Genomic DNA, 12846 nt, shown 5'->3' on the forward strand with positions numbered 1-12846 from the left:
GCATAAAGGATGCATTGCTAATATCAATTGATAATATGAAGATTCGCCAGCGCTGCTGAGTTTCTGTTCGCTCGCAACCGCGAATCTCATATTTTGAATCAGACGATCAGGGTGCCAGATTGCGATGAATAATGCCTTTACCTTTACTCTTAAAAGTCTGCGTTTCGACGAGAATTATAATCCGTCTGAAAATACGCGCATCACCACTAACTTTGCCAATTTAGCGCGGGGTGAAAAGCGTCAGGATAATTTACGCAATGCCCTGGTCATGATTAATAATCGTTTCAATTCGCTGGCGAACTGGGATAACCCGAAAGGCGACCGTTATTCTGTTGAGCTGGAAATTATATCGGCAGAGTTATCGATCAATGCACAAGGCCGCAATGATGCCTTTCCGGTGATTGAAGTTTTAAAAACGCATATCATTGATCATCAGACCCAGAAGCGCATTGAAGGTATTGTCGGCAATAACTTCTCTTCGTATGTGCGCGATTATGATTTCAGCGTGGTGTTGCCAGCACACAATAAAAACAGAAGCGAATTTAGCACGCCGGAGAATTATGGCGTTCTGCATGGCAACATCTTCAAAAGTTTTGTTAACTCTGCGGCGTATAAAGAGAAATTCAGTAAGTCGCCGGTGATATGCCTGAGCGTCTCCAGTAAAAATACCTATCACCGGACCGGTAACCATCATCCGGTGCTGGGCGATGAATATGCCCAGAATGAAACCTCGCTGACCGATGATTATTTCGCAAAGATGGGGCTAAGGGCGCGTTATTTCATGCCGCGTAACAGCGTTGCGCCGCTGGCTTTTTATTTCCAGGGTGACCTGCTGCACGATTACAGCAACCTCGAACTGATTAGCACCATCAGCACCATGGAAACGTTTCAGAAAATATACCGGCCTGAAATCTACAATGCCAATTCGGCGGCGGGAAATGTCTATCAACCCAGCCTGACGCATCAGGATTATTCATTAACACGAATTGTCTACGATCGAGAAGAGCGCAGTCAGCTGGCCGTTGAGCAGGGTAAGTTTACTGAAGAACTTTTCATTAAGCCCTGGCAGACGCTTCTTGAGCAATGGTTTGCCCAGCCCGTTGTTTGAACCAACCAAATATAAGGTTATTTATTATGAACACATTATTACCGACATCGACTGCTGGCAGTTTACCTAAACCTTCATGGCTGGCCCAACCCGAGACGCTGTGGTCGCCGTGGAAATTGCAGGGTGACGAATTAGCTGAGGGCAAACTTGATGCGCTGCGTATCAGCCTGGCCGATCAGCTGCACTCCGGTATCGATATTGTCAGTGATGGTGAGCAGACACGTCAGCATTTTGTCACCACTTTTATTGAACATCTCAGCGGTGTCGACTTTGAAAAACGTCAGATCGTAAAAATCCGCGATCGTTATGATGCGAGCGTGCCTTCCGTAGTCGGTGAGGTTGCCCGCCTGAAACCGGTATTTGTTGATGACGCCCGGTTTTTACGCCAGCTGACCAGCCAGCCGATCAAATGGGCGCTGCCCGGTCCGATGACAATGATTGATACGCTTTATGACGGTCACTACAAAAGTCGCGAAAAACTCGCCTGGGAATTTGCCAAAATTCTCAATCAGGAAGCCAGAGAGTTAGAGGCGGCCGGCGTCGATATCATCCAGTTTGATGAGCCCGCTTTTAACGTCTTCTTTGATGAAGTCAACGACTGGGGTATTGCCGCGTTAGAAAGAGCCGTTGAAGGGCTTAAATGTGAAACGGCTGTCCACATTTGTTATGGCTACGGGATTAAAGCCAACACCGACTGGAAGAAGACGCTCGGCACCGAGTGGCGGCAGTATGAAGAGGTGTTCCCTAAGCTGCAGAAATCGGCCATCGACATTATCTCGCTGGAGTGTCAGAACTCACGCGTGCCGATGGATCTGATTGAGCTGATCCGCGGCAAAAAGGTGATGGTGGGGGCGATTGACGTGGCAACCCACGCCGTTGAAACCGCCGAACAGGTCGCCGACACCCTGCGTAAGGCGCTGCAATTCGTTGATGCAGATAAACTTTATCCGTCAACCAACTGCGGCATGGTGCCGTTATCCCGTCAGGTTGCCAGCGGCAAACTGGCCGCGTTAAGTGCCGGCGCGGATATCGTGCGTCGGGAAATCCTCGGCAAGTAATTCCCCTAAGCCAAAGCAGGCTCATGCGCCAATCCGCGTGAGCCTTTTTGTTTCTGTATTATTTTTATAATCAGATTGGCTACCACTCTTTCCATCCTGAATGACATTGTCGCCAGTTTAATGACAGGACTATAAGCGCTCTACCGGCCAAACCTGCGTTGTCCTTTTTCGGGATTAAAGTAAAGGCCCGCTTTAGCCCTGCAGCTCAGGATCACACCTTGTTTATTCTTTCTCTTGAGCAGGGGGAGTAAACCAATTTGGTTTTGTCACGATAATCGGCTGTTCGGGCTGGCTGATAAAATTCGGTGACATAATCTGAACACCTAATTCGTTAAACACATCCTGTATATGTCCATGGAGAAGACTTCTTACCCCAGCGAGTGACTCTCCCGGCCGGAGCCGGACCTGTAGCTCATACATCACATACCAGTCCTGAAGTGCCAGTTGCCGCACCAGCGGCGTGATATCGTGATTAATACCGGTGGTGCGGCTGGCAGCAAGCTCCAGCATCGCCTCAACCTGCCGCCACGGCGTGTCATAACCAATGGTGACGCTGGTCGTCATGTTGACGCCTTCACCTTTTAGCGTCGCGCTGAGATTGACTATCCTGCCGCTAACCACCACGGCATTGGGAACCGTCACTTCATAATTCTCCCGGGTGAGAATTTTGGTGGCCAGCATGCCCACTTCACTGACCACGCCCTCATGATCGGCAATCCTGATCACTTCCCCTTTGCGCAATGCCCGCGAGTAGGTGAGCACCAGCCCGCTCATGGCATGGTTCATCACCCCAGCCGAGCCCAATGTCAGCATCAGGCCGAAGAATACGCTGATCCCTTTGAAGGCGAGCGAATTGGCACCCGGCAGGAAGGGATACGCCGCTGATAGCGCGAATAACCAGATGACGACGCTGATCAATTTACGCGTCACACCCACCGTATCCGGATGCAGGCCCGGCAGGTTTAAGTGTCCGGTCTCAACCCGCCTCAGCACCAGTCTGAGTAAGCGAGTCACCAGCGCCGTAATAAGGAAGATGACAACGACAATCAGTAAGCCTGGCAATGCGGAAAATATGGCCAGCCCCAGACGCTGTAGCAGACCTGCCGCATAACCTCCCAGCTCCATGCCCCAGATCCGCGTCCAGGGAAACAGCCGTAATACCCAGCTCACCCAGAGGTAAAATGCCATGAGGAAGGCCGCGGTAAGGACTATGGCATAGAGCCGTAGCTCAATCGGACCAAGAAAGGCGCGCAGTGCGCCAGGGATGATGCTTTTCTGTTTTGTGCGTCGGACAGCATAGCGCTGCTTCAGCCAGCTATGGGAGCGCAGGGCAAACAGGACGAATGCGCACATCATAAGCACGCCCAACAGACTTTTACCCGCTGAGATCAGCAAATAACGCGATGAATACTGCTCAGACAATGATTGCCGAAGTGTGTCGAGACGCAATCTGACACGTTCCGCCGCCTGCGCAAGCGTCAGGTCATCCCCTTCATCCAGATCGCCCTGCGCCAGCAGCATAAAGGGTTTTCCATTGACAGAAAAAAGCACGGCAGGCTGACCGTATCGTGTTATATCGTGCGTTTCGACCGGTTGGGCCAGATCGTTATCATTCAGTTTGCGCAGGGCTGTCACGATACGCTTAACGCGCTCTTCGGGCGTGGTAAGCCCAAATTTTGCCTGTAACATGACAACCGGCTGGTTAAGCAGCGACAACGTACGCGCGTGTTCCTGTGGGGAGGGCGACTGGCGTGGTTCCGCACCGATCGCATTTTGTAGAGTAAAAAGCATCAGGCAACAGCACAGCCATTTTACCGCATTGATCATTTTGCCTCCGAAAACCCTTCTTTGCCTGGCGGTAAAACAGTCCGTAAGGCAGCCACCAATGGGGATTACTGAAATTGCCAGGTATAGGAAATCAGAAAGCGTGTGTCGGGATCGTCCAGATAAATATTGTTATCCATAATGAAGGTCAGAAGGTTCACTGAACTCTGTTGATCAAAATGGTAACCTGCGCCGAATCCGCCAAAATAGCCCTGGTAATGGTTACCTTCCTCATTTCTGGAGCCGTAAGAGCCGGCGGCAAATCCAATCCGGCTTACGCTTACTGGTTATCCCGGAAGCGTGACTGCCCCGGTCTGTTTCCGTCATTCTGGACACTAAAGCTGGTTCAGGAAAATCTGGTAACGCGGCTGATTATTTTCCCTGAGCGCTTTTACAGCTGACAGTACGGCGGAATGATCATGAGTGCTGTTCAGGAAGCGGGTCCTTAGCTGTTCATCAGATAGAGACACAGGTAGCTGACACTTTTGTCGCAGTTCATCGGTGATCTTCTGCTGCCTCAGCGCAAAGGTCAGATTTTCATAAGCGGAGTTAGCCAGTGCTGCCGTTTGCGACAGCAGCACCACCAGAATCGGTATCAGGTCTTTCATTGTTACCTTCCGGCCCGTTTTGGCGTTTAAACCCGGCGAAACCCCTTACTTATGGTTTTGATCCGCAGCACATTGGGCCGGGTCAAACACCGTTTTCCACTCTTTTTTCATATCAACCATCACCCAACCCTTCTGGGGTGCCAGTCTGAGTCCGCTGATCAACTTTCCGCTGGCGGGCGGATGCGCATCATAGGCATATTCGCGCGCGGCATCGGTGTGATGAACCAGTAAACCAAAGGTTTTATAGGCCGGATTAGCTGAGGTGTACTGCAGCATCGGCACATCGCCGTCACTGTTACCAAACGCGCCAACCGGACGCCGCCCCATAAACAGATGAATGGCGACCGGCTTCATCGCTTCGTCATCGTAGAAAGCACCGTTCATGGTTTTCCGCAGTTGCGTGCCATTATCGGTCAGGGAAAACTCACTTAGTGAAAAGGAGCCGATAACCTGTTCGGGTGGAATGCCATACATTTTTTCTGCCAGCACGCGCATAAAATCGATGCCACCGCCTGACACAATCCAGGTTTTGAAGCCGTTACTGCGCAGATAATCCAGCAGCTGGCGCATCGGCTGATAGCCAAGCTGGTCATATCGGCAACCGAAACGCACATGCTGATGGCTCCCGACCCAGTTGCTGACCCGCTGGCGGAATTCTTCGGTTGTCATACCGCTGTGCGTAAGGGTCATCAACTGTATCAGCCCCTTTTTGCCCGACTGCTTCACCGCGTTCAGGTCGTTGTTAATGACCGCCTGCACCAGGGCATCGTTATTCCATTCCGGGTGTTGCGGGGCGAGGCGTTTGATTTCATCCATCACAAACTGCAGCTGAAAGGTCAGCGGCGCTTCTGGCCACAATGTGCCGTCATTATCAAACACCACATAACGCTGACTGACTGGAATGAATTCTTTGCTATCCGATGAGGTGGTTTCCTGTACCCACGCTTCAATAGCCTGCTTTGAGTGACCCTCATTCCATGCGCTAAGCGGGTCCTCTGCCGCGAAAGCCGAACCGAGATGAGCCATCATCAGTAATGCCAGCAAGGGTTTCAATTTCATCATTTTTGCCTTTTGGTGGGAATGAGGTCGGGCAGCGGGACGATCCGCCAGTATTCTTGTGTACGCTGAACCAGCCTTTGCAGGCTCTGGATAACCCTGTGTCGGAAAAAGAAGCCTGCGAGCAGAAGCACCATTACCATCGCCGCGCCGGTCAGCCAGGGCATCCAGTTGATCGGGGCGCGGGCTTTCAACGCCTGTTCACTGCCCGCCGGACGCGCAGCGGCAAAGGTATAATGGGCGCCGGGCAATTCAGCCAGCCGCCACTGGTGCTGGCGCGTATCCCACCAGCGCAAACGCAGCGGCGGGATCACCAGTTCACCGGCCTGAGATGGCAGATAACGCAAGCGTTCCTCACGCTGTGCGCCGACAATCTCATCCCGCCCCTGCGTCAGGTTGCTGTTTACCGGAGGCAGACGCTGCGCACCGGAGCCGGGAATGGCATACAGCAGTTGCGGAATTTGCACCGCAATCACATCGGTCGCGCGCAATGTCACGACCCGTTCTATCACGTCACCGACGTGTAACTGCTTATCCTCCTTTGCGCGGTAGATGTGCCATTGCTGCGAAAGTTCAAGCGTGCTGGCGGGTAAAAATCGGTCCGGCTGACGCACATCAGCGGGCCAGTTGACCGATTTCTCCAGCACCGGCAGCGATACCGTTTTTGGTGGCTGATTCGCGGAGTTCATTACCACATCGGTGGCAGGAAAACGTAGTGTGCCCTGATCCCATGCCATTACCTGGCGTTCCATGCGGATGCCGCTCCAGCTGATACCTTCACTATTACGCGTCACCAGCTGATTGGGCAGCGGCGTGTTAAGCAGATTACCGTTTTCAATTACCATCTCCGGCCATTGCGGCGGCGGATTAAACCAGCTATCGGTCCAGAAGGTCACGGCAAGGGTTACCGGCTGGCCCGGCACCAGTTGCCCGGGCGCCACCAGCTCACGCGTCATGGCCATTTCGGCCCGAACCGGCAGACTGAGCAGCAACAACAGACAAACGACAAGTCTCTTCATGGTGCCTCCGCCGGGGCTGAACGGTAGAGATTTTCCAGTAATCCGCCGGGTGACAGCGTGAGGTTGCTGTACCACTGTTCCGCCGAGGGTGCCGCCCCGGTGATGGGCTTCATATCCAGCTGGTTTACCCCCTGATCGGGTTTAAGATCGTGCTTAATAGCGTCAGGATCTTCATCCTTTTGCTCATGCTGATCGGCCTGACGATCGCGTTCTTTTTGCCGCAGTTGCATGAGGATACGCGCGATTTTTGCCCGGTTTTGCTGAGCCATCTCCCATTCAGGTCGTAAACTCAGCGCCAGATCATAACTGTTGAGTGCCTGCTGCCAGGATTTCTGTTGTGCATAACAGTTACCCATCCACAACAGGCTGTCCGCACTGGCCGGAACCTGTCGGAAAGCACCCAGAGCCTGGACATAATCTTCTGCGTAATAAAAGGCGATACCCCGCCGTAACGGGTCCTGAAAGCGCTGGGCAGCGGCCTGATAATCCCCGCGGTCAAACGCGAACTGACCCTGCACATCGGGGCGTATCCAGGCATCCAGCAGTGCCGCTGAACTGCCAGGTGACCAGGCGAGCAGCGGCAGCACCATCACCGTCAGGCAGAATAGCTGCTGTCGCCAGAGCAGCAGAAGCAGCAGCATCGGGATGATCAACAGATAGCCGCTGTTTTTCCACTGCAAGTCCTGTCGGCTATTCTGCTGCGCCGTCACACTCTGCTGGATATGATCGCTGACCGCGCGAAGGTCACCGTCATCGGCAGAGACCAGCGTTACCGGAATACCGCCATCACGGATTTGTTCGAATCGCGCGACATCGAGACGCGTATCAATCCCTTGCGCCGCCTGCGCTTCCGGCAGCCGTCCACCGTTTGCCGTGCCCGCGACCCAGATCTGTAGCGGCAGCTTTTGCTGCCGCAGCCAGTCAGCGTCCTGCGCTGTAATATTGTCAGCCACCAGTATCAGCGCGCGCGGGGCTTCGGGCGAAGCCGGCAGGTTTTTCAGCGCCAGCCCTACAGCCTGTCTCAGTCCCGATCCTTCACCTTGTGGCACCAGCGTCGGCTGCTGAGCCGTCAGGAACAGATTATAAAAATCGGCATCACTGGTCAGCGGCGTGGTCAGCCAGGCATTCGCGCTGTAAACCACTAAACCAAAGTGGCTGCCGGGCATGTGTGCCATCAATGCGGCGATCTTCTGCTGCATGCGCTGATGGCGGTCAGGCGGCACATCCTGCGCCAGCATGCTGAGATCCTGCTGCATGATCACCATCACATTATTTTCGGGCGTGAATGCGGCGGGCAGGTCGCGTTGCCAGCTCGGACCGGCTAACGCCAAAATCCCCAAACCAAAAAACCACGGCAACACCTGACGCGCACGCACGCGTTGACCTTTAATCAGCGCCGCGGCAAAAGGTTTTTCCATGACACGATGCCAGGCACTGGCTGAGCGTTGCGCTAAAAAATAGAGTAGCGGACAGAGCAACAAACCCAGTAATCGCCAGGGATAGAGGAAGTGAAGATCACTCATGCGCGTCGCCTCTTCATCATCGTGCTGCCGATGGCAAACAGCAGTAACAGCAGCAGCGCAGCGGTCAACGGCCAGACGAACAGCGGCCGATGCCAGGATAAGCCCAGCGTTTTGACCTGTTCCGGCGTCTGAGCATCAATTTGCTGCCAGACCTGCGCCAGCGCATCGCGGTTCGTCGCTGCACGCCAGGCGTTACCGCCGGTGATACTGGCGATGTTGTCCAGCAGCACCGTATCGACTTTATCTTCGCCGTGACTATTGACGTCACCAAAGGCGATGGTGTGCACCCTAACGTGATGCGTAGCGGCCAGCTGAGCCGCGAGCCTGGGCTCCAGTTGAGAAGCAGTGTCATTGCCATCGGTCAGCAGAATCGCCATTTTGGACGCGTCAGCGTCAAGGCTCTGATCCAGTAGTTTGACCGCCACGCCCAGCGCATCACCCACTGCAGTCTGCTGCCCAATCATGCCCGGCGCGAGCTGGCTGATGCGTGCCTGCAGCGCCTGCTTGTCTTCGCTGATCGGCGCAAAAGGCCACGCCTGGCTGGCAAAAATCACCAGACCGATGCGATCGTTTTTGCGCTGGCTGATAAAGGTGCGCACCGTTTGCTGTACTGCCTGTAAACGCGTCTGTCCGTTCTGACCATCGTTTTTCTCCATCGATCCGGAGACATCCAGAATCAGTACGATATTGCGCATCGGTTTTATTATTGTTGTTGGCGGCAACAGATATTCGGGCCGGGCCAGTGCGACAATCATTAAGCACCAGACTGCCCAGAACAGCAGCCGGTGACGCCAGCTGGCCTGCGGTGCCGGGGCGGAAAGCTGCAGGGCTTCAGCCAGTTCGGGTAAAAAGGGCACCCGGACCTGTTCAGTCACCGGTTGCTTTGCTGGCAGCAGATAGTGGGTAAGCAGCGGTAAAAACAGCAGCACACCCGCCCACGGCCAGGCAAAATCGATCCGTGAGAAAAAGTCAGACATGAGGCAGCGTCTCCAGCCAGTGACGTAACTGCGTTGCGATACGCTGATTGATAGGGCTCTCCAGTTGATTGTCAGGCTGACAATAACGGCGACACAGCAGCGTGCGCAGCTCCTCGTCCAGCGGTGTCTGCGCCAGGATCTGTTCCGGCGACTGCCACTGGCTGACCCGGGCGCGCGGATGTTGCACCAGAAGCACCCGTTTAACCCATATTATCCAGCCATCCACCTGTTGCTGGGTCAGTTGCTTACGTGCTTCGCGCCGCCAGCGGTTGCGACGAAAACGCGCCAGCATGTTCAACAGGACAATGAAAATGATCAGCAACACTATTACGCCGAGCACCGTCCAGCCAGCGGGTAGCGGGAACCATGAGGCGGCGGCTGGCAGAGCAGGATGCGCCAGTTCCGGTGTGTTAAATCCTTTTGCCAGCATGCGCATCCTCCTGCTGTAGCTGTGGCAGCACGGCTTCACCCGTCACGATAGTTTTCACCGTGATCCCCACGCGCTGTAACCGGCGCTGCTGCTGCGACAGACGCCCGGTGACGCTTTGCTGAATGCGACGGCTGAGGTGGGGCGTCAGCGTCAGCGCGGTGCTTACGTCATGGTAATAAGCCGCCAGCTGACCGCGCGGCGGCAGACGGCGATGAAGATCGTCCAGGGTGACAAAGGCGGTAATGTCACAGCGGCGGCGCAGGTGAGCCAGCACCGCATCGCAGCGCGCATCCAGATCGTGAAAGTCACTGATGATCCCGAGCCAGCTTCCCGACGGCAGCAGGCGGACAATACGTTGCAGCGCCTCCGACAGCGAAACGGTTTGTTGAGGGTGTTGCGCATAATAGGCAGGAAGCTGCGCATTCAGCCGCTGGATGTCGGTAAGAATCGGCATCAGGCTGCGTTTTGGCGAGCGACAGGGATGCAGGACCAGCTCATCATCACCCAGTATCGCGCAGCCCAGCCGGTCACCATCATGCCAGCTTCGCCATGCCAGTAACCCGGCAATGTTTCCCGCAGCCACCGATTTCATCTGAAAGCGGGTACCGAAGTACATCTCCAGACGCTGATCCACCAGGATGAAGACCGGTCGTTCGCGCTCCTCGTTGTAGAGGCGAATCCAGGGTGAGCGCAGGCGTGCGGTGGCTTTCCAGTCAATCAGCCTGACGTCGTCACCCGGCTGGTAGCGGCGCAGACTGTCGAAGTTGAGGCCACGGCCTTGCTGGCGGGAGACGCGCTCCCCGGTTAACGCGCCAGGGGGAATTTGTCCCGGCGGATTATTCAGTCGCTGTGCGTCACCCGCCAGCGCCATCAGATCAGCCAGTTCAAGCGTCAGCGGCTGGGACATCACGCCACCACTGCGGCAAGGAGCATCGCGATCGCCTGATCGGCCGTGCAGTTATCAGCATTTGCCTGATAGCTCAGCAGCAGTCGATGGCGCAGCACGGCCGGTGCGATGCGTTGAATATCTTCGGGTAACACCGCATCACGTCCATCCAGCCATGCGCAGGCGCGGCCACAGCGATCCAGTGCCAGCGTACCGCGCGGGCTGATGCCGAGGCTGATATAACTGGCAAAAATGTCACTGACCTGGTCGGGATGACGGGTCATTTCCACCAGATTGACGATGTACTGTTCTACGGTTGGCGCTACGTAAACCGTGGCAATTTCACGCCAGCAGTCAGCGATATCCAGCTGGCTGATCAGTAACAGCTCGGTTTCGGAGGTGGGATTGTCAGGCTGACTTTGCTGGTATTTTACCTGTTGCTCAGCGCGCACCAGCTGCATCACTAACTGCTCATTTTCTTTCGAGGGATAATCGACAATCACCTTCATCAGAAAGCGATCAAGCTGGGCTTCAGGTAAGGGCCAGGTGCCTTCCTGATCGACCGGGTTTTGTGTCGCCAGCACCATAAATACGCCGGGCAGCGGCCAGGTGTTGCCCGCGACGGTCACGTGACGCTCTTCCATCGCCTCCAGCAGCGCTGACTGCACGCGGGCTGAGGCGCGGTTGATCTCATCGGCGAGGATAATATTGCCGAACACCGGGCCAGGACGAAACCGAAATTGATCTTCTTCGCGCGTGGCATTTTGCTGATAGATTTCGCTGCCGGTAATGTCTGACGGCAGCAGATCAGGGGTGAACTGAATGCGGCGAAATTCGCCTTCGATATGGCGTGCCAGCTCACGCACCGCACGGGTTTTCGCCAGGCCTGGCAACCCTTCCAGCAGCACATGACCGTCACACAACAAGGCGACGATCAGCATTCGTACCAGCTCCTGCTGTCCGATGACCTGTTTATTCATACTGGCTTCCAGCGCCAGCAGCTTTTCACGATTTGTCATTATGCAGGTTCCACCGTCTGACGTTTCAGCAGCGTCGCGATGCCAACCAGCATCGGCTGCGCATAGCTAAAAAAGGCTTTGATGCCGGGACAGAGATAATTCATCCCCAGTTCACCTTCCTCGCTCCTGACGATGCGGTTTTTCGGGCATTCGCCGTAGCAGAGTTTCAGGTAGGGGCAGCGTTTGCAGGCAGCGGGCAGCGTATCGCGTTTACCCAGACCAAAAGCTTTTTGTCGCTCGGAAAAGGCCATGTGCGCCAGCTTCGTATTCTGTACATTGCCTAATTTATATTCGGGATAGACGTAGTGATCGCAGGAAAAGATGTCGCCGTTTTTTTCAATCGCCAGCCCTTTGCCGCAGAACTCTGACGTGATACAAATCTGCGCTGGCATGCCCATGGTCTGCGCCACTGCGGTTTCAAACAGGTTGACCTGAACGCGGCCTAAATCGTTGTTCACCCACTCCTCGAACACCGCAATCAGAAATCGGCCCCAGTCATCCGGATCAACTGACCAGTCGGTGACAATCGAGTCGAGATCGCCGGGTCTGGCGCGGCGGGTCCCGATAACCGGTATAGTGTCATCCCGCCAGAACTGCGGTGCCGTTTGTTTAAAATCGACCGGCTCAACGCAGGGATTGAACTGGATGTATGTCGCGCCCAGCTCACGGGTCAGAAAGCGATAAACCTCCAGCGGGAAGCGGGCATTGGTGCGGTTGACCGTCACCAGCGCATTAAATGGGACCTGATGCCGCTTCAGGGCAGCGACACCTTCCATCACCTTTTCAAACGTCGGTTTTCCGCTGCGGGTAACGCGGTAGCGGTCATGCAATTCAGCCGGGCCATCAATTGAAATGCCGACCAGGAAATTATGCTGACGCAGAAAGCGCGCCCAGTGGTCATTAATCAGAATACCGTTGGTCTGCAGATCGTTTTCAATGCGCTGACCTGGCTTCTGATATTTCTTTTGCAGGACGACAATCTTTTCAAAATATTCCAGTCCCATCAGGGTCGGTTCACCGCCCTGCCAGGAGAACACCACCTGTTCGCCATCCTGGCTGTCAATGTATTGCCGGATGAAGGTTTCCAGCACCTCATCGCTCATCCCGCTCTGTCTGTCCTGCTCCAGAAGCTGTTCTTTGTGCAGGTAAAAACAGTAGTTACAGTCAATGTTGCAACGCGATCCGGTGGGTTTTGCCATCACGTGAAAACGGCGGGTGTAAGCCGGCCCTTTGCCACTGAACTTTTCCGCTGTCGGAAGCGGCTTAACCGGCAGAGTAGTGCTGTACTTCATGAACGCCTCCTGATAACCGGGTGAAGGATTTCACCCGGTAATGGGG

At 54.9% G+C, this 12846-nt stretch carries 12 protein-coding genes; 2 read left to right on the plus strand and 10 right to left on the minus strand.

All coding sequences use genetic code 11. The features are described 5' to 3' along the window. The first annotated feature begins 124 nt into the window (after window positions 1-124). Window positions 125-1108: a DUF1852 domain-containing protein gene (locus WFK59_RS13880; protein WP_336756026.1), complete on the plus strand. Its 984-nt coding sequence runs from the start codon at window positions 125-127 to the stop codon at window positions 1106-1108. A 26-nt stretch (window positions 1109-1134) separates the two neighbouring features. After that, window positions 1135-2166, plus strand: a complete 1032-nt coding sequence (locus WFK59_RS13885) for a methionine synthase (protein WP_233988408.1) — start codon at window positions 1135-1137, stop codon at window positions 2164-2166. 222 nt (window positions 2167-2388) lie between these two features. Here the strand turns inward: WFK59_RS13885 and WFK59_RS13890 are convergent, their stop codons facing one another. The 10 genes from WFK59_RS13890 to WFK59_RS13935 all read right to left on the minus strand — a co-directional run bounded on the left by WFK59_RS13890 (window position 2389) and on the right by WFK59_RS13935 (window position 12800). Next, the gene (locus WFK59_RS13890; protein ID WP_442956312.1) at window positions 2389-3993 is read right to left on the minus strand and encodes a mechanosensitive ion channel family protein; all 1605 of its coding nucleotides are present in this window, start codon (window positions 3991-3993) and stop codon (window positions 2389-2391) included. A gap of 332 nt (window positions 3994-4325) precedes the next feature. Further along, a complete protein-coding gene (locus WFK59_RS13895; protein WP_336756027.1) occupies window positions 4326-4598 on the minus strand; it encodes a YicS family protein in 273 nt (90 codons plus the stop codon). A gap of 45 nt (window positions 4599-4643) precedes the next feature. Further along, on the minus strand, window positions 4644-5657 hold the full coding sequence (locus WFK59_RS13900) for an HAD family hydrolase (RefSeq protein WP_336756028.1): 1014 nt from the start codon (window positions 5655-5657) through the stop codon (window positions 4644-4646). Continuing rightward, window positions 5657-6673 (minus strand): oxygen tolerance domain protein, encoded by a 1017-nt coding sequence (locus tag WFK59_RS13905; RefSeq protein WP_336756029.1) that lies wholly within the window; start codon window positions 6671-6673, stop codon window positions 5657-5659. Before WFK59_RS13905 ends, WFK59_RS13900 begins: the two co-directional genes overlap by 1 nt. Next, on the minus strand, window positions 6670-8196 hold the full coding sequence (locus WFK59_RS13910; protein WP_336756030.1) for a vWA domain-containing protein: 1527 nt from the start codon (window positions 8194-8196) through the stop codon (window positions 6670-6672). Before WFK59_RS13910 ends, WFK59_RS13905 begins: the two co-directional genes overlap by 4 nt. Next, window positions 8193-9173 (minus strand): VWA domain-containing protein, encoded by a 981-nt coding sequence (locus WFK59_RS13915; protein WP_336756031.1) that lies wholly within the window; start codon window positions 9171-9173, stop codon window positions 8193-8195. The genes WFK59_RS13910 and WFK59_RS13915 overlap by 4 nt, the downstream gene beginning before the upstream one ends. Further along, window positions 9166-9603: a DUF4381 family protein gene (locus WFK59_RS13920; RefSeq protein WP_336756032.1), complete on the minus strand. Its 438-nt coding sequence runs from the start codon at window positions 9601-9603 to the stop codon at window positions 9166-9168. Before WFK59_RS13920 ends, WFK59_RS13915 begins: the two co-directional genes overlap by 8 nt. Continuing rightward, on the minus strand, window positions 9584-10510 hold the full coding sequence (locus tag WFK59_RS13925) for a DUF58 domain-containing protein (RefSeq protein ID WP_336756033.1): 927 nt from the start codon (window positions 10508-10510) through the stop codon (window positions 9584-9586). The genes WFK59_RS13920 and WFK59_RS13925 overlap by 20 nt, the downstream gene beginning before the upstream one ends. Next, entirely contained in the window at window positions 10510-11508 is a 999-nt protein-coding gene (locus tag WFK59_RS13930; RefSeq protein ID WP_336756034.1) for an AAA family ATPase, read from the minus strand. The genes WFK59_RS13925 and WFK59_RS13930 overlap by 1 nt, the downstream gene beginning before the upstream one ends. After that, complete coding sequence (locus tag WFK59_RS13935; RefSeq protein WP_336756035.1) at window positions 11508-12800, minus strand: anaerobic sulfatase maturase; 1293 nt, start codon at window positions 12798-12800, stop codon at window positions 11508-11510. The genes WFK59_RS13930 and WFK59_RS13935 overlap by 1 nt, the downstream gene beginning before the upstream one ends. Window positions 12801-12846: the final 46 nt, after the last annotated feature.

Source organism: Pantoea sp. USHLN298, from assembly GCF_037149395.1.
Taxonomy (GTDB): Bacteria; Pseudomonadota; Gammaproteobacteria; order Enterobacterales; family Enterobacteriaceae; genus Pantoea; species Pantoea astica.

Coding starts and splice junctions, on each gene's coding strand:
- WFK59_RS13880 (WP_336756026.1), top strand. CDS start 125: ATGAATAATGCCTTTACCTTTACTCTTAAAAGTCTGCGTTTCGACGAG.
- WFK59_RS13885 (WP_233988408.1), top strand. CDS start 1,135: ATGAACACATTATTACCGACATCGACTGCTGGCAGTTTACCTAAACCT.
- WFK59_RS13890 (WP_442956312.1), bottom strand. CDS start 3,993: ATGATCAATGCGGTAAAATGGCTGTGCTGTTGCCTGATGCTTTTTACT.
- WFK59_RS13895 (WP_336756027.1), bottom strand. CDS start 4,598: ATGAAAGACCTGATACCGATTCTGGTGGTGCTGCTGTCGCAAACGGCA.
- WFK59_RS13900 (WP_336756028.1), bottom strand. CDS start 5,657: ATGAAATTGAAACCCTTGCTGGCATTACTGATGATGGCTCATCTCGGT.
- WFK59_RS13905 (WP_336756029.1), bottom strand. CDS start 6,673: ATGAAGAGACTTGTCGTTTGTCTGTTGTTGCTGCTCAGTCTGCCGGTT.
- WFK59_RS13910 (WP_336756030.1), bottom strand. CDS start 8,196: ATGAGTGATCTTCACTTCCTCTATCCCTGGCGATTACTGGGTTTGTTG.
- WFK59_RS13915 (WP_336756031.1), bottom strand. CDS start 9,173: ATGTCTGACTTTTTCTCACGGATCGATTTTGCCTGGCCGTGGGCGGGT.
- WFK59_RS13920 (WP_336756032.1), bottom strand. CDS start 9,603: ATGCTGGCAAAAGGATTTAACACACCGGAACTGGCGCATCCTGCTCTG.
- WFK59_RS13925 (WP_336756033.1), bottom strand. CDS start 10,510: ATGTCCCAGCCGCTGACGCTTGAACTGGCTGATCTGATGGCGCTGGCG.
- WFK59_RS13930 (WP_336756034.1), bottom strand. CDS start 11,508: ATGACAAATCGTGAAAAGCTGCTGGCGCTGGAAGCCAGTATGAATAAA.
- WFK59_RS13935 (WP_336756035.1), bottom strand. CDS start 12,800: ATGAAGTACAGCACTACTCTGCCGGTTAAGCCGCTTCCGACAGCGGAA.